The sequence below is a fragment of the Microbacterium zouquanmingi genome, from assembly GCF_052266695.1.
Classification (GTDB): domain Bacteria; phylum Actinomycetota; class Actinomycetes; order Actinomycetales; family Microbacteriaceae; genus Microbacterium.
Genome location: NZ_JBQPQZ010000007.1, coordinates 59,077 through 82,294 on the forward strand (window position 1 = coordinate 59,077; position 23,218 = coordinate 82,294).

At 66.9% G+C, this 23,218-nt stretch carries 24 protein-coding genes; 19 read left to right on the forward strand and 5 right to left on the reverse strand.

Features of this window, described 5'->3' with window-relative positions; all coding sequences use genetic code 11:
- Positions 1-14: 14 nt before the first annotated feature.
- The 14 genes from ACTU6U_RS14510 to ACTU6U_RS14575 all read left to right on the forward strand — a co-directional run bounded on the left by ACTU6U_RS14510 (position 15) and on the right by ACTU6U_RS14575 (position 12,404).
- Positions 15-1,358 (forward strand): dihydrolipoamide acetyltransferase family protein, encoded by a 1,344-nt coding sequence (locus ACTU6U_RS14510; protein WP_443469827.1) that lies wholly within the window; start codon positions 15-17, stop codon positions 1,356-1,358.
- A gap of 86 nt (positions 1,359-1,444) precedes the next feature.
- Positions 1,445-2,440 carry a metal ABC transporter solute-binding protein, Zn/Mn family gene (locus tag ACTU6U_RS14515; RefSeq protein ID WP_443469828.1) on the forward strand — a complete coding sequence of 332 codons (996 nt, stop codon included), beginning with the start codon at positions 1,445-1,447 and terminating at the stop codon, positions 2,438-2,440.
- Positions 2,437-3,273, forward strand: a complete 837-nt coding sequence (locus tag ACTU6U_RS14520) for a metal ABC transporter ATP-binding protein (protein WP_443469829.1) — start codon at positions 2,437-2,439, stop codon at positions 3,271-3,273. The genes ACTU6U_RS14515 and ACTU6U_RS14520 overlap by 4 nt, the downstream gene beginning before the upstream one ends.
- The gene (locus ACTU6U_RS14525) at positions 3,270-4,136 is read left to right on the forward strand and encodes a metal ABC transporter permease (RefSeq protein ID WP_443469830.1); all 867 of its coding nucleotides are present in this window, start codon (positions 3,270-3,272) and stop codon (positions 4,134-4,136) included. Before ACTU6U_RS14520 ends, ACTU6U_RS14525 begins: the two co-directional genes overlap by 4 nt.
- 206 nt (positions 4,137-4,342) lie before the next feature.
- Complete coding sequence (locus ACTU6U_RS14530; RefSeq protein ID WP_443469831.1) at positions 4,343-4,753, forward strand: Fur family transcriptional regulator; 411 nt, start codon at positions 4,343-4,345, stop codon at positions 4,751-4,753.
- The gene (locus ACTU6U_RS14535; protein ID WP_443469832.1) at positions 4,750-5,805 is read left to right on the forward strand and encodes a permease; all 1,056 of its coding nucleotides are present in this window, start codon (positions 4,750-4,752) and stop codon (positions 5,803-5,805) included. The genes ACTU6U_RS14530 and ACTU6U_RS14535 overlap by 4 nt, the downstream gene beginning before the upstream one ends.
- Positions 5,798-6,562, forward strand: coding sequence for a TIGR03943 family putative permease subunit (locus ACTU6U_RS14540; protein ID WP_443469833.1), 765 nt, complete (start codon positions 5,798-5,800; stop codon positions 6,560-6,562). Before ACTU6U_RS14535 ends, ACTU6U_RS14540 begins: the two co-directional genes overlap by 8 nt.
- Positions 6,552-8,159 (forward strand): Ig-like domain-containing domain, encoded by a 1,608-nt coding sequence (locus tag ACTU6U_RS14545; protein WP_443469834.1) that lies wholly within the window; start codon positions 6,552-6,554, stop codon positions 8,157-8,159. Before ACTU6U_RS14540 ends, ACTU6U_RS14545 begins: the two co-directional genes overlap by 11 nt.
- Before the next feature lies 1 nt (position 8,160).
- Positions 8,161-8,823 carry a DNA-3-methyladenine glycosylase gene (locus ACTU6U_RS14550; protein ID WP_443469835.1) on the forward strand — a complete coding sequence of 221 codons (663 nt, stop codon included), beginning with the start codon at positions 8,161-8,163 and terminating at the stop codon, positions 8,821-8,823.
- 134 nt (positions 8,824-8,957) lie between these two features.
- Positions 8,958-9,194: a 50S ribosomal protein L28 gene (gene rpmB, locus ACTU6U_RS14555; RefSeq protein ID WP_443469836.1), complete on the forward strand. Its 237-nt coding sequence runs from the start codon at positions 8,958-8,960 to the stop codon at positions 9,192-9,194.
- Positions 9,194-9,364, forward strand: coding sequence for a 50S ribosomal protein L33 (gene rpmG, locus ACTU6U_RS14560; RefSeq protein ID WP_441884558.1), 171 nt, complete (start codon positions 9,194-9,196; stop codon positions 9,362-9,364). The genes rpmB and rpmG overlap by 1 nt, the downstream gene beginning before the upstream one ends.
- Positions 9,365-9,367: 3 nt before the next feature.
- Complete coding sequence (rpsN, locus tag ACTU6U_RS14565; RefSeq protein ID WP_144793638.1) at positions 9,368-9,673, forward strand: 30S ribosomal protein S14; 306 nt, start codon at positions 9,368-9,370, stop codon at positions 9,671-9,673.
- Between the two features lie 323 nt (positions 9,674-9,996).
- Complete coding sequence (locus ACTU6U_RS14570) at positions 9,997-10,284, forward strand: HU family DNA-binding protein (protein WP_417509406.1); 288 nt, start codon at positions 9,997-9,999, stop codon at positions 10,282-10,284.
- A 95-nt stretch (positions 10,285-10,379) separates the two neighbouring features.
- On the forward strand, positions 10,380-12,404 hold the full coding sequence (locus ACTU6U_RS14575; protein WP_443469837.1) for a bifunctional copper resistance protein CopD/cytochrome c oxidase assembly protein: 2,025 nt from the start codon (positions 10,380-10,382) through the stop codon (positions 12,402-12,404).
- Between the two features lies 1 nt (position 12,405).
- Here ACTU6U_RS14575 and ACTU6U_RS14580 read toward each other — a convergent pair whose 3' ends face one another.
- Positions 12,406-13,461: a hypothetical protein gene (locus ACTU6U_RS14580; protein WP_443469838.1), complete on the reverse strand. Its 1,056-nt coding sequence runs from the start codon at positions 13,459-13,461 to the stop codon at positions 12,406-12,408.
- Between the two features lie 81 nt (positions 13,462-13,542).
- On the opposite strand from ACTU6U_RS14580, the gene ACTU6U_RS14585 reads away from it, so the two are divergent.
- Positions 13,543-14,934, forward strand: a complete 1,392-nt coding sequence (locus tag ACTU6U_RS14585) for an ATP-dependent DNA helicase (RefSeq protein WP_443469839.1) — start codon at positions 13,543-13,545, stop codon at positions 14,932-14,934.
- A 13-nt stretch (positions 14,935-14,947) separates the two neighbouring features.
- Here the strand turns inward: ACTU6U_RS14585 and ACTU6U_RS14590 are convergent, their stop codons facing one another.
- The gene (locus tag ACTU6U_RS14590; protein WP_443469840.1) at positions 14,948-15,595 is read right to left on the reverse strand and encodes a biliverdin-producing heme oxygenase; all 648 of its coding nucleotides are present in this window, start codon (positions 15,593-15,595) and stop codon (positions 14,948-14,950) included.
- Positions 15,596-15,633: 38 nt separating this feature from the next.
- On the reverse strand, positions 15,634-15,948 hold the full coding sequence (locus ACTU6U_RS14595) for a DUF2470 domain-containing protein (protein ID WP_443469841.1): 315 nt from the start codon (positions 15,946-15,948) through the stop codon (positions 15,634-15,636).
- A gap of 131 nt (positions 15,949-16,079) precedes the next feature.
- Here ACTU6U_RS14595 and ACTU6U_RS14600 point away from each other — a divergent pair, with 131 nt between their 5' ends.
- The 3 genes from ACTU6U_RS14600 (at position 16,080) to ACTU6U_RS14610 (ending at position 18,809) form a co-directional block, all read left to right on the forward strand.
- On the forward strand, positions 16,080-17,360 hold the full coding sequence (locus ACTU6U_RS14600) for a serine hydrolase domain-containing protein (protein WP_443469842.1): 1,281 nt from the start codon (positions 16,080-16,082) through the stop codon (positions 17,358-17,360).
- 30 nt (positions 17,361-17,390) lie between these two features.
- The gene (locus ACTU6U_RS14605) at positions 17,391-18,182 is read left to right on the forward strand and encodes a TspO-related membrane protein (RefSeq protein ID WP_443469843.1); all 792 of its coding nucleotides are present in this window, start codon (positions 17,391-17,393) and stop codon (positions 18,180-18,182) included.
- A 63-nt stretch (positions 18,183-18,245) separates the two neighbouring features.
- A complete protein-coding gene (locus tag ACTU6U_RS14610) occupies positions 18,246-18,809 on the forward strand; it encodes a Dps family protein (protein WP_443469844.1) in 564 nt (187 codons plus the stop codon).
- A gap of 90 nt (positions 18,810-18,899) precedes the next feature.
- Here ACTU6U_RS14610 and ACTU6U_RS14615 read toward each other — a convergent pair whose 3' ends face one another.
- Together ACTU6U_RS14615 and ACTU6U_RS14620 are read right to left on the reverse strand one after the other, a co-directional pair.
- Positions 18,900-20,102 (reverse strand): 4-hydroxybenzoate 3-monooxygenase, encoded by a 1,203-nt coding sequence (locus ACTU6U_RS14615; RefSeq protein WP_443469845.1) that lies wholly within the window; start codon positions 20,100-20,102, stop codon positions 18,900-18,902.
- A gap of 179 nt (positions 20,103-20,281) precedes the next feature.
- Positions 20,282-21,031: an IclR family transcriptional regulator gene (locus ACTU6U_RS14620; RefSeq protein WP_443469846.1), complete on the reverse strand. Its 750-nt coding sequence runs from the start codon at positions 21,029-21,031 to the stop codon at positions 20,282-20,284.
- 103 nt (positions 21,032-21,134) lie between these two features.
- Here ACTU6U_RS14620 and ACTU6U_RS14625 point away from each other — a divergent pair, with 103 nt between their 5' ends.
- A complete protein-coding gene (locus ACTU6U_RS14625) occupies positions 21,135-23,036 on the forward strand; it encodes an FAD-dependent monooxygenase (protein WP_443469847.1) in 1,902 nt (633 codons plus the stop codon).
- Positions 23,037-23,218 lie beyond the last annotated feature (182 nt).

The following is a 23,218-nucleotide window of genomic DNA, read 5'->3' on the forward strand; positions in this document are numbered from 1 at the left end:
CGAAAGGCGTCATCATGAGCACGCAGAACTTCACCCTCCCGGATGTCGGCGAGGGCCTCACCGAGGCTGAGATCGTCACGTGGAAGGTCGCCCCCGGTGACACGGTTGCGATCAATGATGTGATCGTCGAGATCGAGACCGCGAAGTCCCTCGTCGAGCTCCCGTCTCCCTATGCGGGCGTCGTCGGCGAACTGCTCGCGGCCGAAGGCGCCACCGTCGAGGTCGGCATGCCGATCATCAGCTTCGAATCGGATGCCGCCGCCGCTGCTCCTTCGGCCCCCGCGGCGCCGGCGGCAGAGGAAGCAGGCGGCGCGGTGCTCGTCGGCTACGGAACCGGTGCCGGCGCAACATCTCGCCGTACTCGTCCCGCCGTGCGGCCAGTGCGCTCATCGGTCGGCGTGATCGCGAAGCCCCCGATCCGCAAGCTCGCTCGCGACCTCGGCGTCGACCTCTCGACGGTCTCCGCGACCGGCGCTGACGGCGAGGTCACCCGCGATGATGTGATGAAGCACGCATCGCAGGCGAGTGTCTTCCGCAACATCGAGACCCCCGAGTGGGGTGCGGTGCGCGAAGAGATCGTGCCGGCACCGACCAATGCGCCGGGCGGCCTTGCGCGCGGGATCGCGCCCACGCCGCGGCCGACGGGGGCGGATGCTGAGCGCACCGAGTCGATCCCCGTCAAGGGCGTGCGCAAGGTCAGCGCTTCGGCGATGGTTCAGAGCGCCTACTCCGCACCGCACGTGACGGTGTGGAAAGAGGTCGATGCCACCCGCTCGATGGAGCTCGTCAAGCGGCTGAAGTCGTCGCCGGACTACGCCGACATCCGCGTCTCACCGCTTCTGATCGTGGCTCGTGCTGTGATCTGGGCTGTGCGGCGCAACCCGATGGTGAACGCTGCCTGGGTCGAGGCCGAGGATGGCGCCGAGATCGCGGTGCGTCATTACGTGAACCTCGGAATCGCAGCGGCGACTCCGCGCGGGCTGCTCGTTCCGAACATCAAGGACGCGCAGGAGCTGAGCATGAAGGACCTCGCCCGTGCGCTGAACCGGCTCACGCTCACGGCCCGCGATGGCAAGACGCCTCCGGCGGATCAGCAGGGCGGCACGTTCACGATCACCAACATCGGTGTGTTCGGGATGGATGCTGGCACCCCGATCATCAACCCGGGTGAAGCGGGAATCCTCGCGATGGGCACGATCACGCAGAAGCCGTGGGTCGTCGACGGTGAGGTGCGCCCCCGCTATGTCACCACGGTCGCAGGCTCCTTCGACCACCGCGTCGTCGACGGGGATGGCATGAGCCGCTTCATCGCCGACGTCGCTTCGATTCTCGAGGAGCCCGCGCTCCTCGTCGATTGAGCTCGCTCAGCAGGTGAGGGGGCGGATGCAGCGGTGCGCACCCGCCCGTGGTGATAATGATTCTCATTAGCGTGTAATATCGGAGCATGCAGAAATTCAACGCCGCCGCGATCCTTGCCGCATCCGTGCTCGTTCTCGCCGGATGCTCCGGTACGACGAGCGACGACGTTGATGACGGACTCATCCGTGTCACGGCGAGCACGAATGTGTACGGCTCGCTCCTCGAGCAGATCGGCGGCGACCGGGTCGACGTCACCACGATCATCGACTCGGCAGCTCACGACCCGCACTCCTATGAGGCGACCGCGCGCGATCGCCTGGCCGTGCAGGGTGCCGATCTGGTCGCCCGGAACGGCGGCGGGTACGACGCGTTCATCGACACGCTTCTCGACGGATCCGATGCACATGTGTTCACGGCGGTCGAGTTCTCACACGACTACCCCGGCAACGCCGGGCACGACGGCGATGCGGATGAGCACGAAGCGGCCGAAGGGGAAGAAGGCCACGACCACGCCCACGCCGACGAGGGGGATCACGAGGGCCACGACCACATCGAGGGCTTCAACGAGCACGTCTGGTTCGACCCTCACACGATGATCCACGTCGTCGAGGGGCTCGCTGACGAGCTCGGCGAAGTCGACCCCGATGGCGCTGCCGATTTCACCGCCGCGGCCGATGAGATCATCGCCGACCTCGAAGCAGCCGAGGCCGAACTCGAGGCGATCAAGGCCGAGGCGCACGGTGCCGGAGCCTTCATCACCGAACCTCTGCCCGGCTACATCGCAGCATCCGCTGGTCTCAGCGACCTCGCCCCGGAAGGCTTCGCTGCCGCAGTGGAAGAGGGGCGCGACGTCCCGCCCGCCACGATCCTCGAGTCCCTCAAGATCATCGAGAGCGGCGACGTGAAGGTCGTGCTCACCAATGCGCAGACCGGTGGTGGCGAAACCGAGCGCGTCGAGGATGCTGCGAAGACTGCTGGCATCCCGATCGTGGCGTTTACGGAGCTGCTCGAGGAAGGATCGTCGTACTCTGAGTGGATGCACGACGCGATTCAGAGCCTCGCCGACGCGCTCCGTTCGTGAGTGCGGTCGCTCGTCGGGCTCAGGGGGCGGGCTCAGGTCCAGTCCTCGAGATCAGCGGCGCAGCTCTCCGGCGAGACGACCGCGAGCTGTGGTCCGGCCTGGATCTGACGGTCGAGCCCGGCGAGTTCATCGCGGTGCTCGGGCCCTCCGGGTCGGGTAAGACGACGCTGATGCGGGCGATTCTGGGTCTGCAGCCGCTCAGCAACGGCAGCATCCGGGTTGCGGGCCAGCCTGTGCACAGGGGAAATCCACGCATCGGCTACATTCCGCAGCAGCGTCCCCTCCCGCCCGACACGAGCATGCGCGCCCGCGATGTCGTCGCTCTCGGCGTCAGCGGCACACGGTTCGGATTCCCGATTCCGCGCCGTGGCGACCGGGCTAGAGTCGACGCCCTCCTCGACGGCGTGGGTGCATCCCACTTCGCAGAGCGCCCGGTGGGTCTGCTCTCCGGAGGCGAGCAGCAACGGCTGCGGGTCGGACAGGCGCTCGCCGATGAGCCAACGCTCCTGCTGTGCGACGAGCCGTTGTCGAACCTCGACCTCGCCAACCAGGTCGGGATCACCGAGATCATCGACCGACAGCGTAAAGACCGAGACGCCGCAGTGCTCTTCGTCACCCACGACATCAACCCGATCCTCGGCCGAGTCGACCGCATCCTTTACATCGCCGGTGGACGCTTCGTGCTCGGGACGCCCGACGAGGTGCTGCAGAGCCGCGTGCTCACCGACCTGTACGGAACCCCGGTGTTCGTGCTGCGCGCCGGTGACCGGCTGGTCGTCGTCGGCGCTCCGGACACCACGCCGCACCACGACCACGACGAGGACGACGCATGATCGTGCCGCTGCTCGACTGGAGTGACGTCTTCTCGTTCCAGGACTACGGGGCCCTCGTCGCGCTGCTGGCCAACTCGATCATCGCCGGTGCCGTGCTCGGCGTCGTCGGCGGGCTGATCGGCGTCTTCGTCATGCAGCGCGATCTCGCGTTCGCGGTGCACGGGGTCAGCGAACTGGCCTTCGCCGGTGCCGCAGCAGCGCTGCTGTTCGGCGGGAGCGTCGTGGCGGGATCGCTCGGCGGTGCGCTGGTCGCGGCGATCCTCATCGGCATCCTCGGGTCCAAGGCGCGTGACCGCAACTCGATCGTCGGCGTTCTCATGCCGTTCGGCCTCGGTCTCGGCATCCTGTTCCTCTCGCTCTACGACGGCCGAAGCGCGAACCGCTTCAGTCTGCTCACCGGGCAGATCGTGTCGGTCTCCAGCCCCGACCTCGGCTGGCTGATCGGGATCAGCGTGGTCGTGCTGCTGGGGCTGCTGCTGATGTGGAACCCGCTGCGATTCGACTCCCTCGATCCGATCGCGGCGTCGGCGCGCGGCATCCCGACCAGGCTCGTGAGCCTGACGTTCATGGTGCTGCTCGGGCTCATCGTCGCCGTTAGTGTGCACATCATCGGCGCGCTGCTGGTGATGGCGCTGCTGGTGACGCCGGCGGCCGCCGCCATGCGGGTGACCGCAGGCCCACTGGCGGTTCCGCTGCTGGCAGCACTGTTCGGGTTCGTCTCTGCGGTCGGGGGCATCCTGCTCGCACTCGCCGGCACGCTTCCGGTGAGCCCGTACATCACCACGATCTCGTTCCTCATCTACGTCGGATGCTGGATCGCACAGCGCATCCGCGGGCGGGTGCGGCGCAGCGCGCGCGCATAACTCCTGAACTTTCCGCCCTGACCGCGGCGACGGCCGCTGAGAACCGCGAGTTGCCGCGGGCGCTCGCTTCCGGCCGACAAAAAGTTCAGGAGTTATGCACGTGCCCGGTGATGGACTGCTGCGTGCGGCTGCTGCGAGCGGCTGCCCCGTGCGGCGCAGCGCCGCTCCCAGGACCGGCACAACGCTTCCGGCCTAGAATCAAGGGCATGGCTCAGCGGAACACCTGGCAGCGCGAACGCGTGCGCGAAGCGCTCGCCGACGCGCGCGGTTTCGTGAGCGCACAGGGTCTGCACGCTACTCTTCGCGAAGAGAACACCGGCATCGGCCTGGCCACGGTCTACCGAGCACTGTCGGGTCTCGCCGCTGCCGGCGACGCCGACTCGCTGCAGAGCCCCGAGGGCGAGGCGCTCTACCGCGCCTGCACGAGCGAGGGTCACCACCATCACCTGATCTGCCGATCGTGTGGGCTGACCGTCGAGATCGAAGCGAAGGACGTCGAAGCCTGGGCGCAGCGCACCGCGGCCCTGCACGGCTTCACCGACGCAGAGCACGTCGTCGACATCTTCGGGCTGTGCACGCCGTGCGCCAATGAGCGCGCGGCCGAAGGACAGGCGTGAGCAGCCCCACGCCGACGCGGCCGCACCCTTCGACAGGCTCAGGGCGCTCGTCGGACTCAAGGAACGGGCGCGCGCGTTCGCCATGGATCGGCGTCGCGATCGGTGTCGCAGTCATCGCCGCGCTCTTCCTGATCGACTGGCTCGCCCCGACGCTGTTCCAGGACGCACTGCCCGACCGCGCACAGGACGGCCTGACCCTTGCGCTCAGCGTCCTCATCGAGGCGCTGCCGTTCGTCGTGCTTGGCGTGGTGCTCTCGATCGTCGTGCAGGTGTGGCTGCCGCCGGATCTCATCCACCGCTGGCTTCCGAAAGCTGGCTGGGCCAGGCGCGCAGTCCTCTCGCTGCTCGGGATGCTGATCCCGGTCTGCGAGTGCGGAAACGTGCCCTTCGCGCGCGGACTCATGATGCGCGGTCTTGCGCCCGCCGAGGCGATGACTTTTCTCATCGCCGCTCCCATCGTGAACCCGATCGTCATCATCACCACGCATGCCGCGTTCGGCTTCGACGGTGGCATCCTCATCGCTCGCCTCGTCGGCGGATACCTGATCGCCAACCTCATCGGCTGGATCTACAGTCTTCAGTCCAACCCCGGCGCCTCGCTCACCCGCCGGTTCACGCAGACGTGCGAGCGCGTCACGCACGAGCACGGCACGCCGACGCGTCGCAGTCTCACGCAGTTCCTCATCGAGCTCCGCGCGGTCATGCCCGCGCTCGTGATCGGTTCAGCGCTCGCCGGAGCAGTCCAGGTGCTCGTGCCGCGCGACATGCTCCTCGCGATCGGTTCGAACCCCGTGCTGTCGATCGTCGCGATGATCCTGCTGGCGATGACGGTCGCGATCTGCTCCAACGTCGATGCGTTCTTCGCGCTGTCGTTCGCGTCGACGTTCTCGTCAGGCGCGCTGATCGCGTTCCTGCTGGTCGGGCCGCTCGTCGACATCAAGATGCTCGCTCTGCTGCGCACCACGTTCACCGCGCGCACTCTGGTCGGGGTCGTCGCAGTCGTGGTGATGAGCGCCTTCGCGATCGGGATCGGGGTGAACGTCTTTGGCTGATTCCTCGTCGCGCGCACGCGCCCTCGGTACCCGCTGGCTCGGCGTGGGCCTTGCCACTGTTCTCGCCGTCGTCACGATCGGCCTCGCCGCGACGGGCCGGCTCACCCTCTTCATCGCGCCGGAATCGATCTGGTTCGCGTGCGCAGGCGCTGTCGTCGTGCTCCTCGGCGCGATCTGGTCATTCGCGCTGCCGCTCGGAGCAGAGTCGGACCACGACCACGACCACGGGATCGACGAAGACGAGACCCCGCGCCGTCGCACGCTCACCCTCGTCGGCACGGCGTCCGCAGGAGTCGTCGCCACGGCGGTCGTCGTCGGTGCGCTCGTTCTTCCCCCCGCGTCGCTGTCGGTCGATCTCGCGATGTCGCGAGCGGATGCTGGCGGCACCCTCTTCGCCGGCGCAGACACCCCTCAGCTCGGCGTTGCCGACACCACCACTTTCGGGGTGGGCGAGTGGTCGAGCGTCTTCGCGACCGCATCGCGGCCCGAGGCCTACGACGGCGCTCCCGTCACGCTCGTCGGCTTCGTCACCCCCGGCGAATCAGATTCGGTGAACCTCACCCGGATGGTCATCACGCACTGCGTGATCGACGCCCAGCCTGCGGCTGTGCCGGTGACGATCGATGGGGCGGAGTACGGAACCGGACAGTGGATCGAGGTCACCGGCACGGTCAAGGCGGATGCTGACGGCTCGCTGCGCGTGCTACCCGAGTCGGTCGTCGCGATCGATGAGCCCGGGGATCCCTATGAGTACTGAGGACCAGCCCGAGGCGCCCCAGCCCCCGAGGAGCCGCGCCGAAGCCCGCGCCGCGCGCGAGGCCGCAGAGCGCGCTGCTCAGGATGCCCCCGCGATCCCGGTCGCGCCCGAGAGCGACACGCTTCGACTTCCTCCGGTCGCTGAGCCTGTCGAAGCGTCCGTAGACGACCCGCCGACCCTTCGACAGGCTCAGGGGCCGGCTGTGGCTCAGGGGCCGGCTGTGGCTCAGGGGAAGAACCGCCGCTTCCTCTACGCGATCCTCGGTGTCGTCGGAGTGCTGATCCTCGTGACCGGGGTGCTCGGCGCGATCAGTCTGTTCCAGGGTCCGCGCGTCAGCCAGGTGCAGGTCGATGCCGCCGAAGCGATTCAGGTCTCGGGCAGCCGGGTCATCCTCACCGCGAACCAGTCGCTGGGCGAGATCGATGAGTCGCAGGTCACAGTGGATCCAGCCGTGCCGTTCACCGTGGATGCCACCGGGCGCAGCGTCGGCATCCGCTTCACCGTCCCGCTCGATGACTCGACGAAATACACCGTGAAGGTCGCCGATGTGACCAGCAGCGGCGGAGGCCCAGCATCCGATCTTCAGACGTCGTTCACGACGCCGGCGTCTCAGATCTTCCTGCTGAACCGCTCCGAGGACGACGACTCGATCTTCCGCACGGATCTCACCGGTGAGAGGGCAGTGCCGGTCTTCACCCATCCGCGCATCAATGACTACCGGGCGACCGCGAATCAGCTCGTCGTCGCCATCGAGGATGACGACGGCTCACGCATTCTCGTCATGGATCATGAGGGCAAGAACGTCCACGAGCTCACCCTTCCCGGAGATGGATTCGTGAGCACCGTGCAGGTGTCCGACCGGGGCGGCCTGGTCGGTTACACGTATTCCGATCGCACGATCACCGCAGACAGCGGACGCGCGAGTGTGCTCGTGACGCAGCCGATCAGCGGCGAGGGCGAGCCGCAGATCGTCGAGGTCGGCGACGAAGAGGCGAGCATCGCGTCGTGGCAGTTCGTGCCCGATTCCGCAGCAGTGCTATTCATCGATTTTGCCGGCACCCTCTCGCTGGATGACCGCGCCGGCGACGCCGGCGCACAGAACATGGGGATGGCCTCCCAGTTGCTCGGCATTTCGCGCGGCACCTACACCGCCATCATCAGCCGCGCCGACCAGAGCATCATCGAGCTGGATCTCGCCGACGGCACGGAGACTCCGCTTGCGGCATCCGACCCCGACTTCGGCCCCTCGAAGACGATCACCCCGTTCCCCGGCGGCACCCTGCGTCACATTGTCGCGCGCGACGAGAGTGGACTGCCGACCGGTCAGGCGATCATCCGCGTTGGCGACGACGGGATCGCAGAACCCGTGCTCGAGGTCGAGTCCGGCAGTGCGATCCTGCAGGCGTGCCCGTCACCGAGCGGGCAGTACGCCGCGGTGACGGTTGCCCCGAAGCTCGTCGAGAACCCCTACGACAATATGCTCGTGCCCCTTCCGAAGAATCTCGAGACGCACCTGCTCGACCTGCGCACCGGTGAGGAGCTCGTCGCCCTCACCGGATTCGACGTGTCGTGGTGTCAGATCGCCCCGGCCTTCTGAGATGACGCTCCACCGCGCGACCAGGGTGCATCTCGAGCGCCTTCCGCTCGAGATCGCACCGCAGCTGCTCGGCGCTCAGCTGCGCACGACGGTGGACGGCGCACCGGTCTGGCTGCGCATCACCGAGACCGAGGCGTATCACGGGCGGGGGACCGGCGATGTGTCGGACCCCGGATCGCACGCGCGCATGGGACCGACCGCCCGCAATGCCACGATGTGGGGGGAGCCCGGTCGCCTCTACGTCTACCTCAGCCACGGCATCCACTCGTGCGTGAACGTCGTATGCGGTCCGGAAGGGACCGCAGGGGGAGTGCTCCTGCGCGCGGGTGAAGTGATCGAAGGGGCGGATGCCGCGGCATCCCGATCTGGCAGATCAGGACGCGATCTGGCGCGAGGTCCTGGACGGCTCGGTCAGGTGATGGGCCTGCGGCACGCGCTGCACGACGGGATCGATTTCGTCGACGGGACGCTTCTGAACGGTGCCTCCGCACAGCTGTGGTGGAACGATGAGCCTGTCGAGGTCGCATCCGGACCGCGGGTCGGCGTCGCGGGCATCGCGGGGACGGATGCTTTCCCCTGGCGCTTCTGGATCGCCGGCGACCGAACAGTCTCGCCGTTCCGCTGGGGGCGCGGTGCAGCAGACGCGCAGGCCATGCTAAACTGACTCCTTGTCTGTGCACACTCCTGTGCGCAGTTCGTGTGTTGCTTGGTCCTCTCACTTGTTGAAAGGGCTGCGGCGCGCAGACAAGGGATCTTGGGTGAGGCCGTCCGGTCTCACGGTAATGAAGGAGTAATCACATGGCAGCAGTGTGCCAGGTGACAGGAGCTGTTCCCGGCTTCGGTCACAACATCTCGCACTCGCACCGCCGGACGAAGCGTCGCTTCGACCCGAACGTGCAGAAGAAGACGTACTACGTGCCCTCGCTCGGCCGTAAGATCACGCTCAACGTGTCCGCCAAGGGCATCAAGGTGATCGACGCGCGCGGTATCGAGAAGGTTGTCGCAGACCTCAAGGCGAAGGGTGTGAAGCTCTAATGGCTAAGAAGTCTCAGGACGTCCGTCCGATCATCAAGCTCCGTTCGACGGCGGGCACCGGTTACACCTACGTGACCAAGAAGAACCGTCGTAACACCCCCGACCGCATCGTGCTCAAGAAGTACGACCCGGTAGTCCGCAAGCACGTCGAATTCCGAGAGGAGCGTTGATCCATGGCTAAGAAGAGCAAGATCGCTCGTAACGAGCAGCGCAAGGTCATCGTCGAGCGCTACGCCGAGCGTCGCCTCGAGCTGAAGAAGACCCTGGTCGACCCGAACGCTACCGACGAGGCTCGCGAAGCCGCTCGCGTCGGGCTGCAGAAGCTTCCGCGTAACGCATCGCCTGTGCGCGTGCGTTCGCGTGACGCCATCGACGGACGCCCCCGTGGCATGCTGACCAAGTTCGGCATCTCGCGTGTGCGCTTCCGCGACATGGCCCACCGTGGCGAGCTGCCCGGTGTGACCAAGTCGAGCTGGTAAGCATCGCTTAGAAGGGGCGAGGATCTTCGGATCCTCGCCCCTTTTGCGTGCCTGGCATCCGCTCTGCTCGGGGAGGTGGCGCAATTGGTCGCCTCTGGCGCGAAATGGCGCCCCCGGTGACCCCTCCCGGATGCCGGTGCACCCCGCGAATCGTGTGACGAAAGTGGCCAAAGTGACCCGACACGCCTAGAAAAACCCCAAAACCCGCGAAATGACGCGGAAATACGGGTCTCGGTTGGTACATTCAAGGCGGTCACTCGACCAGGAGCACCTGCTCCGACCACAACGACAATGCGACGGGAACCTCGTCGCTGGAGGATGACATGGCTGACAAGTCCATCACCAAGACCGAGCTCGTCGCGAGCATTGCTTCCGCCACCGGCCAGAGCCAGGCCACCGTCTCGGGCGTCCTCGACTCCCTCTTCGCCACGGTTTCGGACGCAGTTGCCAAGGGCAGCAAGGTCTCGATCCCGGGCTGGATCGCTTTCGAGCAGGTCGACACCGCTGCCCGCACCGGCCGCAACCCGCAGACCGGCGCAGAGATCAAGATCCCCGCTGGCAAGCGCGTCAAGGTCACCGCTGGCTCCAAGCTCAAGGCAGCTGTCAAGTAAGTCCGCTTACTTCACGAAGCTTATGAAGGCCGTCCCTGTCGGGGCGGCCTTCATGCGTGGTGCCGCAGCAGTGCCCGCGAGCTTAGGCTTGAAGGGTGAGTTCTCCCGGCCAAGGCACCATTCCCGCATCGTCGTATCGTGCGGCCGGAGTCCTGATCCTGGTCGCGTCCGCCGCGGTCGCCGTGGTCGCAGCGCTCCTGTTCGGCGGAGGCGCTGCGCCCCTGCTGATCGGTGACCCCGGCGACGTCATCCGCTGGAGCCTGCCGATCGCCCGGTTGGTGAACAACCTCAGCGCCGCACTCATGATCGGCCCGATGGTTCTCGCCCTGTTCGCGCTCCGCGCGGGGGAGAAGCCGTTCGAAACGGCAATGGACACCGCATCGCTCGGCGCCGCCCTCTTCACGATCTCTGCCGGCGCCACCGGCTTCCTCACCTTCCTCGCGGCGTTCACCCCTGAACTCAGCCTCGAGCAGCAATTCGGCTCAGATCTGGGGCGCTTCCTCCTCGCCCTCCCTCTCGGTCAGGCTTGGCTGATCACCACGATCATGGGCGCGATCGTCACGATCCTCGCTTTCGCCTGGCGCAGCTGGCTTCCGACGCTGATCACCGCGGTCATCGCACTCGCCGCTCTCCTGCCGATGGCGACGCAGGGTCACTCGGGCGAGCTGTCCGGTCACGTCATCGCGGTGAACTCGATCCTGCTGCACACCGTCGGCGCTGCGGTGTGGCTCGGCGGACTCATGCTCCTGGTCGTGCTGCACCTCACCAAGGGTGTCGATGCCGTTTCCCTCGTGCGCCGATACTCGAGCCTCGCCATCGCCGCCTTCTTCGTCGTCGCCGTCTCGGGCGTCGTCCGGTCCACCGTCGGCCTCGGCAGCTGGGACGCACTCTGGAGCCCCTACGGCCTCATCATCATCGCCAAGGCGGTGCTGCTGTGTGGCATGGGCCTGCTCGGCGCCTGGTATCGCGCCCGCCTCATTCCGCGAATGGACGCGTCGCGCGCGGCCGGCGAGAGCGCTTCGCGCTGGTTCTGGATGCTGGTGCTCTGCGAAGTCGCGCTCATGGGACTCGCATCGGGCGCCGCCGCTGCGCTCGCGCGCACGCCCCCGCCGACGGGCCTGACGGCCGTCGACCGGCAGACTCCAGCAGAGATCCTCACACGCTCGCCGCTTCCTCCCGAGTTCACGATCGACATGTGGTTCACCGGGTGGGACGTCGACATCCTCTGGGCGCTGGCTGCAGTGCTCGGTGCGTTCTTCTACATCGCGGGCGTCTGGCGCCTGCACCGACGCGGGGATCGTTGGCCGATCCAGCGCACCGTGTTCTGGATGCTGGGATTGCTGCTGCTCGTCTGGGTCACGTGCGGACCGATCAACCTGTACCAGGAGTACCTGTTCAGCGTGCACATGCTGGGCCACATGATCCTGTCGATGGCGATCCCGCTGCTGCTGGTCTCCGGTGCGCCGGTGACCCTCGCGCTACGCAGCATCCACAAGCGCGATGACGGCACCCGCGGCGCGCGCGAGTGGATCCTCTGGGCTGTGCAGTCCCCGTTCTCGCGGATCATCACGCACCCCTTCGTCGCGGCCGGCATCTTCATCGTGTCGCTCTGGGCGTTCTACTTCACCGACCTCGTGCGGTGGTCGATGTACGAGCACCTTGGACACGAGTGGATGATCATCCACTTCCTCATCTCGGGCTACCTCTTTGTGCTGAGCCTGGTCGGCATCGACCCGGTACCGTACCGCCTGCCGTACGCGGGACGCCTCATCACGCTCATCGCCGTCATGGCCATGCACGCGTTCTTCGGAATGGCGATCATGATGCAGGAGGGGCTCATGGTCGCGGAATGGTTCGGATCCATGGGCCGCACCTGGGGTCCGACGCCGATGGAGGACCAGTACATCGGCGGAGGAGTGGCCTGGTCTGTGGGTGAGATCCCGACGCTTATCCTCGCGGTCACCGTCGCCATTCAGTGGAGCCGCGACGACACCAAGGTGCAGCGGCGCACCGACCGCAACGCCGATCGCACCGGGGAAGCCGAGCTCGAGGAGTACAACGCGAAGCTCGCAGCCCTCGCCGAAAGAGACCAGCGCCAGGCGGCCCGCGAAGGCCGCTGACTCAGCCGAGCGGTGACCCGACCCTGATCGACGCTGAGCCGTCGGGAAGGATGGCGATCGAGCCATCGACCTGGAACGGCACATCTTCAGAGACGTGCTCGACCGAGCCGTCGAACAGCGAGCGGATGTCGACCTCGATGTGAGCGACGGCGTCGGTCGGCGGGATCCTCCAATGCGCGCCATCGGGCTCGACCGTGACGACGGGCTGAGCGGCGATCGACCACACAGGCGGGTCGACGATGCGGTTGCGCACCTCGAGACCGAAGGGGCAGGCAGTCGGCTGCAGTACCTGCTGAGTCGTGCACTGCGTGAGGTACTCCTCGACGCGCTCTTGGACGACGGCGGTGAACTTCTCGGTGGGTGCGGTCTGCACCTCGACCGGGGTTTGAGTGAGGGGAGAGTCCGCAAGGATGCTCACCCCCGGTGACGTCGCGATGGCGGTGTCGACGGTGATCGAGTAGAGCCCAGGGGTGAACACCAGCAGCGGCAGCGGGTCTCCTGCGACAGTATCCGCACCGGATGCCATGACCTGCCGCCGATCTACGGGGAAGCCGTTCACGGCGAACTGGTCGGCGCCGAGGAGCGTCAGCGAGACGGCGGCAAGGGGCGAGCGGGTGAAGCGCCAGTTGGGAGTGATGCCTTCCCAGCCGTCCTGCTCGACCTGGAAAGTCGTGGACCCCCCGTGAGTTCCGGCGACGTAGGAGGCGGTGACGGAGAAGACGCCATCTTCGGATGCCGTCGCGAAGACGTCGAGGTCGCTCAGCGGAGCGAGCGCGCTCTTGCGCAGCATCGCCTCGGACGCATCGGCATCGATGCCGGCCTTCTCCAGAGTGCTGCGATCGACGGCGACGCCGGGAACAAGTAGAGCATCGGCGGCGCGGCCGCTGGAGAGGAGATCGAGATAGCGGGTGACGAAGGCCGCTGGACCGTAGAACTCCTTGTAGAGGACTGTTCCTCCGGCGCCCATGGCGCCGAGCAGAAGTACTCCGACCAGCGCGAGAGCAGTCAGATCGAACCACAAGCGGCGGCGCACGCGCGTCGTCGAGGGCTGATCCATGGCGCCAGTCTAGAAGTGCGGGCTGTGACAGTGCCGAGTTCGCGCCCATCTGGTGCCGGAGGTCGACGTACGATGAGAGTCGTGTCTTTCCCCGCCCTTTCCGATGAGCAGCAGGAGCTGTTCCGACTCATCGAGGACACCAGGGAGCACGTCTTCATCACGGGGCGCGCGGGAACCGGCAAGTCCACGCTCCTGCAGTACTTCGCGTGGCACACCCAGAAGCAGATCGCGATCTGCGCGCCAACCGGTGTTGCGGCCCTGAACGTCGAGGGCCAGACGATTCATTCACTCTTCCGGCTGCCGATCGGGCTCATCGCCGAGAGCGAGATCGAGCAGAACGATGCCACCCGCCGCATCCTGAATGCGATCGACACTCTCGTCATCGACGAGGTGTCGATGGTCAACGCCGACCTGATGGACGGCATGGACCGCGCGCTGCGCCAGGCCCGCGGCAGGCGCGCCGAACCGTTCGGCGGGGTGCAGGTGGTCATGTTCGGCGACCCATATCAGCTGGCACCGGTGCCGCCGCGGGGCGATGAGCTCCGCTACGTGCAGGACCATTACCGCTCGTTCTGGTTCTTCGACGCGAAGGTGTGGGCCGGAGCGACGATGGGCGAAGCCGACGGTCTGATCGATCTCGGACGTCACGGCGCACCGCTGCACGTGCGCGAGCTGGTGCAGATCCACCGGCAGTCCGATGATGGTTTCAAGTCGATGCTGAACGCCGTCCGCTACGGGCGGGTGACCGCAGAGATCGCCGAGGTGCTCAACACGCAGGGCACGCGCACGCCTCCTGACCCTGAGCCGGGTGAGATCCCCATCATCACGCTCGCGACGCGCAATGACATCGTCAACAACATCAACAAGCGCCACCTCGCAGCCCTCGCGGGCAAGGAGCAGACCGCGCGCGCCGAGATCAACGGCGACTTCGGGCGCGGGGACGGCAACTACCCCGCAGACGCGGAACTGAAGCTCAAGGTCGGCGCGCAGGTGATGTTCCTGCGCAACGACGTGTCGATGACCGGTGAGCCCCCGCGCTGGGTCAACGGCACGATCGGCACGGTCAAGCGCATTCTCGGCGGATCGGTGCGCGTCGAGATCGACGGCGAGGACGTCGATGTCGAGCCCGCTGTGTGGGAAAGGTTCCGCTACTCCTACGACGCGAACACGAAGACGCTCAGTCGCGACGTGATCGCCGAGTTCATGCAGTTCCCGCTGCGGCTGGCGTGGGCGGTCACGATCCACAAGTCGCAGGGCAAGACCTACGATCGCGCGGTCATCGACCTCGGTGGAGGAGCGTTCGCGCCGGGGCAGACCTACGTGGCGCTGTCGCGGCTCACCTCACTCGACGGGCTGTACCTGTCGCGTCCGCTGCGTCCGAGTGACATCCGGGTGGATCAGGACGTGCGACGTTTCATGCGCGACGCGTGGGAGGCTCGGCAGGGCTCGACTCCGCAGGTCGCTGGCAACTGAGTTCGCCTGCGGGTCAGGCGGCGAGCCGGGCGTGGTCGAGATCCTCGAACAGCTCGGTGTTGAAGCGGTAGGCCAGCAGCACCTCATCGATGACGCGCTCGCGCTCTGCGGCATCCCACGGTGCGGCATCCAGCTGCTCGCGGTAGACGTCCTTGAAAGCGTTCGGGTCGGCGATGTCGTCGAACAGGTAGAAGCCGACGCCATTGGTCTCGAATCCGAACCGGCGCTGCATCACGCGGCCGATGAACACACCGCCTGACAGATCGCCCAGGTAGCGCGTGTAGTGGTGCGCGACGAAACCGCCCGCCCACGTCGCGCCGACCTCGTTGATGCGCGCGACGTAGCGCTGCGTCGTCGGAAGACGTGCGATCTCATCGCGCCAGTCCGGCCCGACGAGGAACTCGAGATCGGCCTCGAGGGCGGGAAGGCGGGTGAGCTTGTCGCTGATGAAGACGGACGCGACGGGGTCGCGCCGCATTCGCTCGCCGGCTGACTCGAGCGCTTCGTAGATGAAGTAGTGCTGTGCGACGAGCGAGATGTAGTCCTCGCGGGATGCCTCGCCCTTGAGCAGATCGGCCATGAAACCGGCGTGCTCGCTGCGCGAGTGCGAACCGGACGAGCGCTCACGCAGCGCCGCGGAGAACGAGAGGATTTCCACCATGCGCTCAGTGTAAGGGACACCTTACCTAACCGGAAGGGTCAGGAATGCGGTCGCGGTTCGACCCCGAGCTTCGCGCAGGCAGCGTCGTAGAGAGCGACGACCTCGCGCCGCACGGCGGGGCGCTCGTCGATGGCGCCGCCCGGCCACGGCACGCGCAGTTCCTCCTGGACGTCGCCGCGGGTGATCTGCCAGACGCCGCCGTCTCCGTCGAGGTCTGTCATCACGGCATCCGTGATGGGCAGATCGGATGCCGTGGCGAAAGCGCGGGCGATCAGGAGGTTGTCATCGGAGTGGTCGCCGTTCATATGGCGGAGAATAGCGGCGACCACGTCGCTGTCGAAGATGTGCGGCATGGTCATCACTGTACGTCTGGAGCTGCGCATCTGAGTGAAGTCTGTGTGTCTGCCGCGATCGCCATCAACCGTGCAGTGTTTCAGACGGCGCGCCCTAGACTCGTGGGATAGATCTTCCAGGAGTCCCACCCATGCCCCATCTTTCGTCGCGCCCCTGGCGTGCTGCCGTCGCCGGCGCGGCCGCTCTTGCTCTTGTGCTGACCGGATGCGCGTCGGAGGACTCCTTCACGTACACGGCGCCCGAGCAGGTGGACCAGATGCTCCCCGATGACACGGTCGCGCCGATGCAGGCCGCTGTCGAGAACGCCATGGCCAAGGTCGGCGCGACCGGCGCGATCGTCGGCGTGTGGGTTCCCTGGAGCGGCACCTGGGTCACGGCACTCGGCACGCAGTCGGTCGAGGATCAGACCGCCGTCACCGCGGACATGTCCTTCCGCATCGGCGATGTCACTCGGATCATGACCTGCGAGGTGCTCTACGCGCTCGTCGATGAGGGCACGGTCGAACTCGATGCCCCCGTTCCCGACTACGTGTCGGGGGTGGCGAAGATGAAGGACATCACGCTGCTCGACCTCTGCAACGGCACCAGTGGCGCTGGATCGTCCGAGATGGCAGTGGCGGGGATGTGGCTGAACACACCCGAGCGCGTCTGGGCACCGCTCGAGCTCGCATCCTTCGGCCTCGGACAGGCGCCGACCGCGCCGCACACGAGCTACCGCGACTCCGACGCCGGATACCTTCTTCTCGGGCTCGCTCTGGAGCGCGCTTCGGGGATGACCGCATCCGAGCTGATCGCGAAGTACGTCACCAACCCGCTCGAGCTGACGAGCACTTCGCTTCCGAGCCCGGCGGCGGCAGCGCCCGGCGAGAACCCACTCAGCGGAAATCGGCTGAACGCCATCGAGGGCGGCTTTGACTGCACGGCTCCCGTCGACATCACGACGCTCTCCTCCAGCGTGGGCTACACCGACTCCGGTGTGGTCTCGACGATCGACGACCTCGGCCGGTTCGCCCAGGCCGCAGCACGCCAGGGGCTTCGCGAGGACCCGAAGCCAGACCAGTTCGCGACTCCTCTGCCGGCATCTCCCAACGCAGAATCCTGGTACCAGGCGACCGGCGGCGCATATCTGGTCGGACCCCTGATCGGACAGCACGGCTCGACGCCCGGTTACACCACAGCCGCGTACGCCGACCCGACGACAGGGTTCACTGTCGCCGTCGTGCTGAACAACTCCACCTCCGGATCCAGCGTTGCCGCCTACCTCGCCTGGGAGCTCGCAGCGATCGCCTCCAAGGCGCCCGCTGCCCAGGGACAGACGGCCCCGGAGTTCGGTCTGCCGTTCACTGCCGAGCAGTATCACGAGGGAATCTCGGCCATGGCAGTGTGCGCCACGCCGCCGCCCGCAGAGTGAGCTGACCGAGGCCACGTCTACCCTGGGGGCATGTCCCAGAGCGAGAAGTCTGACCGCGTGCGTCGGAGCCTTGTTGCGCTGACGGTGGTCGGATCCCTTGTTGCAGCGCTGTTCGGATCCGGGCTGTTCGGCGGCTCGGGAATCTCGGATGCTGCCGGCGGAGCCTTCGCCGCGGACGCCACAGTGCTCGCGCCCGCAGGCCTCGCGTTCGCGATCTGGTCCGTGATCTACCTCGGCCTTCTCGCCTATGCGATCTGGCAGTTCATGCCTGGACAGTCGGCGAAGCCGCGTCACCGGGCGATCGGGTACGGCGTCGCGGCATCCGCTGTGCTGAATGCCGCGTGGATCATGTGCGTCATGGCCTGGCGGATCGCGGAGTCCTTCGTGATCATCGCGCTGCTGCTCGGCGTGCTGCTGGTGACCTTTGTGCGCGTGTGTCGACGCCCGCGTCGCGGGACAGTCGCGGAGATCGTGCTCATCGACGGCGTCATCGGGCTCTACCTCGGCTGGGTGACAGTTGCGGCGGCAGCGAATCTCGCGGCCTGGCTCGCCGACATCGGCATTGCTTCGTGGGCGGAGGCGCCGGGGATCCCTGGGACCATCACACTCATCGCGGCCGGCCTCATCGCTGTCTTCACCGCGTGGCGCGGGGGTCGGTGGGCGCCTGCGGGCGCAACCGCCTGGGGGCTCGTCTGGATTGCGGTCGGTCGCTGGGGTGGGGATCCCGCGGCTCCCGTGGTGGCGACAACGGCCATCGTGCTCGCGGCCATCGTGCTCGCGGTCGCCGCGTGGCGGTTCCGACAGCGCGTGTCGCGGCAGTGACGGGTTGTCAAGCCCCTCTCTGTGCGCCATCTGGCTGGATAGCGTTTCGGGCAGGAGGTCATAATGGCAACGACTAAGGCAAGTACGAAGTCAGACTCGAAGAACAAGGGCGCAGCTCGCGGGGGCTCGGGAGAGAAGAGCACGCGGCGCCAGAACGCTGAGAAGGGCTTCGTCGCATCGAAGCAACTCGGAAAGAACCTGCAGGCGGTGCTGGTCGATCTTCTTGAGTTGTCGATGCAGGGCAAGCAGGCGCACTGGAACGTCGTGGGACGCAACTTCCGGGATACGCACTTGCAGCTCGATGAGATCGTCGCCGCCGTCCGGACGTTCAGCGACACCATCGCAGAGCGCATGCGGGCGCTGCACGCCGTTCCGGACGGACGCAGTGACACCGTTGCATCGACGACCACGCTGCCGGAGTATCCGCAGGGTGAGATCACCACGACCGAGACCGTCGACCTGATTACCGTGCGGCTCGAGGCGACCGTCGGGACGATGCGCGACGTGCACGACCCGATCGACGAGGAGGATCCGACAACCGCAGACATCCTCCATGAGATCATCGACACGCTTGAGCAGTTCGCGTGGATGGTCAGTGCAGAGAACCGCACGCCCTCGAAGGGCTGATTCCCCCGCTGTAAAACCGCAAAACCACGCCGAGGCAACGTCGAACTGACGTTGCCTCGGCGTGGTTTTGCGGGTTCGCGAGGTTCGGAGTCAGTCGTGCGGCCACCCGGTGTAGGCCTCGGCGAGGTAGGTGCGTCCGGCTTCTGAATCGACGACCGAGCGCAGTTCACCGAGCTGGCGCCTGCGGTCGAACTCATTGTGCGAGGGCTCCAGGTGCAGCATGCTCGTCATCCACCACGAGAAGTTCTGCGCCTTCCAGATGCGGCGCGATGCGGCATCCGCGTAGCCATCGATCAGGCGGGAGTCGTTCTCGACGAGCAGCGCGTTCAGCGCCTTCGCGAGTATCACGACGTCGGCGACCGCGAGGTTCATCCCCTTCGCTCCGGTGGGCGGCACGGTGTGCGCGGCGTCACCGACGAGCGCTGCGCGACCGTGGCGCAGCTCGCTGGCGACGAAACTGCGGAAGCGCAGCACGTCGCGCTGGAAGATCCGGCCCTCTTTCAGGGTCGTGCCGGGCACGCGTGACTGCAGCGTCTCCCAGATCTCGGCTTCGCTGGGTGCGAGTGGGTCGGCGTCGGGGTCGCACTGGAAGTACATCCGCTGCACCTCGGGGCTGCGCTGGCTGATCAGAGCGAAGCCGTTCTCGGAGTTGCTGTAGATGAGTTCATCCGAGGAGGCCGGTGCTTCGCAGAGGATGCCGAACCACGCGAACGGGTATTCGCGGAAGTATCCGGTGCGCGAGGCGCCGGTGATGGCGGGGCGCACGACAGAGCGTGAGCCGTCGGCGCCCACCACGAAGTCGGCATCGATGACGAGCTCGGCGCCCTCGGCATCCGTCGCGGTCACGCGTGGACTGTCGGTGTCGACGCCCTCGACGCGGGTCGCGGTCACGCCGAAGCGCAGGTCCTGACCGCGGCTCAGGCGCAGGGTGAGCATGTCTTTCAGCACTTCGTGCTGAGGGTAGAGCCAGACGCTGCGGCCGACGAGGTTCGCGAAGTCGATGCGGTGCCCTTCTCCCTCGAACCGAAGCTCGATGCCGTCGTGACGGTCGCCGACCGTGTGCACTCGGCTGTTCGGGTCGATCCGGGTGAGCAGGTCGACCGTGCCCTGCTCGAGGATGCCGGCGCGAATGGTCTGCTCGATCTCTTCGCGCGAACGCTGATCGATGATGACCGACTCGATCCCGGCATCGGCGAGCAGCTGGGAGAGGATGAGGCCGGCGGGGCCTGCGCCGACGATCGCGACCTGGGTGCGGATCGACGAGGTGCGGACGGTGTCGGATGCGGTACTCATTCAGTCTCCTTCGACGGGTGGATGCTGCGCACCAGTGTGCCTCGCTCCGCGCCTCCTGTGTCGATGGATCCCATTGAATGGGCGGAAGTGCCCGTTCAGGTCGCGAATTCTGTCGCTTACGCGGCTCGATAGCGGCACAGATCGCGACCTGAACGGCGCGTGGCAGCGGAGCGCGCGTGTCAGCGGAGCGCGCGCAGGTCACGCTCTGTGTCGCGCGCGGCGCCGCGTAAAGCGTCGAGTGCGGCGGTGGGATCCGCATCGCGGGGCAGCACGACTGAGAGTGCGGCAACGACTTCACCCCTGTCGCGGACCGGAACGGCGACCCCCGTGGAGACCGCTTCGATCGATCCGGGGGCCGCGACGAAGCCGCGCCGGCGGATCGATGCGAGCAGCGCACGGAGAGCCGCGGCATCCGTCACCGTCTCGGTCGAGAGTGCGCGAAGCGGGCCGGAGAGCACCCGCTCGCGAACGGCGGGGTCTGCGAACGCGAGCAGAATAAGACCGGAAGAGGAAGCGTGCAGCGGGAGGCGCCCGGCGATGCGGGTGATGTTGGCGCCGGCATCCGGATGGGAGAGGCGCTCGAGGAAGAGCGCTTCATCGTGTTCGAGCACGGCGAGCTGGGTGTGTTCGCGGACGAGCGTCTGCACGCGCTCCATGTGCGGCATCGCGGCTTGGCGCAGGCGCAGCGCGCTGGATCCGCGCAGCGCGAGCTCCCACAGGCGCATGCCGAGACGGATGCGGCCTTCTTCGTCGCGCTCGAGGATCCCTTCGGCGCTGAGTTCGCCGACGATGCGGTGCGCCGTGGAGCGCGGAAGGCCGGAGCGATCGGCGATCTCGGTCGCGGTCTGCACCGTGCGCTCGGCGCTGAAAGTCTCGAGAACACGCACGATGCGCACGGTCATCGAGTCACCGGAGCGCGAGTTCGCCATGGGGCTAGCTTCGCACGGCGCATCCATGTACAATCGTTGGTACCCCAACTAACCCGACGAGGTCGGACGAATTCCGGGCGCACCGGAGATCGAAGGAGATCAGATGCAGTTCTACCGCGACGGATACCGACCCGGCGATCCTGACGTCCGCCCCGTGGCCCCTGAGGCCGCCTCGCGCAGCGACGTCTTCCCCGAGAAGCTCGACGTTCTCATCGTCGGCACGGGGCCCGCGGGAACGGTTCTGGCCGCGCAGCTCTCTGAGTTCCCCGACATCACCACCCGCATCATCGAGCGTCGCGAAGAGCCGCTGCAGGTCGGTCACGCCGATGGCGTCGCCTGCCGCACGGTCGAGATGTTCCAGGCTTTCGGCCTGGCAGATGCGCTGGTGCGCGAGGCCTACTGGGTCAACGAAGTGCGCTTCTGGGGGCCGTCTGAGGACGACCGCTCCAAGATCACCCGCACTGGGTGGGTCGAGGACACCCCCGCGGGACTCAGCGAGTTCCCGCACGTCATCGTCAACCAGGCGCGGATGCAGCAGTACCTGCTCGAGCACGCCGCGAACTCCCCGTCGCGGCTCGAGGCCGATTACGGCATCGAGTTCGCCGGCTTCGAGATGGATGCCGCATCGGACCACCCGGTCATCGCCACGCTCCGTCGCGCTGACGGCACCGAGTTCACCGTTCGCGCCAAGTACGTCGTCGGCTGCGACGGTGCGCGCAGCAACGTGCGCCGCGCGCTCGGGATCCAGCTCAAGGGTGACGCCGCCAACCACGCCTGGGGTGTCATGGACGTGCTCGCCACCACAGACTTCCCCGACTGGCGCACCAAGAACGTCGTGCAGTCCGCCGGCAAGGGGAGCCTCTTGATGATCCCGCGCGAGGGCGGCAACATGGTGCGCTGCTACGTCGACCTCGGCGAGGTCCAGGCAGGCGACAGCGACATCCGCAAGAAGACCGCCGAAGAGCTGCGCGAGGTCGCCAACGGCATTCTGTACCCGTACTCGATCGACGTGCAGCAGGTGGCCTGGTCGAGCGTGTACGAGGTCGGCCAGCGCGTCGCTGACCGCTTCGATGACCTGGCCTCTGACTCGCCCTCGGATGCCGTGCCGCACCTGTTCGTCGCCGGCGACGCGTGCCACACGCACAGCGCCAAGGCGGGCCAGGGCATGAACGTGTCGATGCAGGACGCCTTCAACCTCGGTTGGAAGCTCGCCGCCGTTCTGCAGGGACGATCGGATGCCACGCTGCTGCGCACCTACTCGGAAGAGCGCCAGAGGATCGCCGCCGACCTTATCGCCTTCGACAAGCACTGGTCGGCCTTCATCGCGCAGCCGGCGCTCGACCCCGCGCACCCCGAGCTCGGCGGCGTCTCGGCCGCAGACATGCAGGACGAGTTCGCCCGCCAGGGTCGCTACACGGCGGGCCTTGCGACGCAGTACACCCCGTCGCTGCTCACTGGGGCATCCGGCTATCAGGGGTTGGCGAGCGGATTCGAGGTCGGCACGCGCTTCCACTCCTCGCCCGTGCGCCGTGTCGCAGACGCGCGCCCGCTGCAGCTCGGCCACTCGCACGTCGCCGACGGTCGCTGGCGCATCTACGCTTTCGGAGACACTTCTGGGGCGGCACTGCGGGAGTTCGCCACGTGGCTGAGCGACGGAGAGAACTCGCCGGTCCGCGAGTTCACCGGAGCGGATGCCGATATCGACAGCGTCATCGACGTGCACGCCATCTTCCGCGGCTCGCACCACGACGTCGATGTCACGGCCCTGCCCGAGCTGCTGCTTCCGAAGTCGGGGCCGCTCGGCCTGCAGGACTGGGAGAAGGTCTGGGCAGCAGACGCTGCGGACGACATCTTCGCCGTTCGCGGCATCGCCGCAGAGGGTGCGGTCATCGTCGTGCGTCCGGATCAGTATGTGTCGCACGTGCTGCCGCTGTCGGCACGCACCGAGCTGCGTGACTTCTTCGCAGGCTTCCTGCTGCCGGTCGGAGTGCCCGTCGCCGTCTGAGCCTGTCGATCCCTGAGCCTGTCGATCCCTGAGCCTGTCGATCCCTGAGCCTGTCGATCCCTGAGCCTGTCGATCCCTGAGCCTGTCGATCCCTGAGCCTGTCGATCCCTGAGCCTGTCGATCCCTGAGCCTGTCGATCCCTGAGCCTGTCGATCCCTGAGCCTGTCGATCCCTGAGCCTGT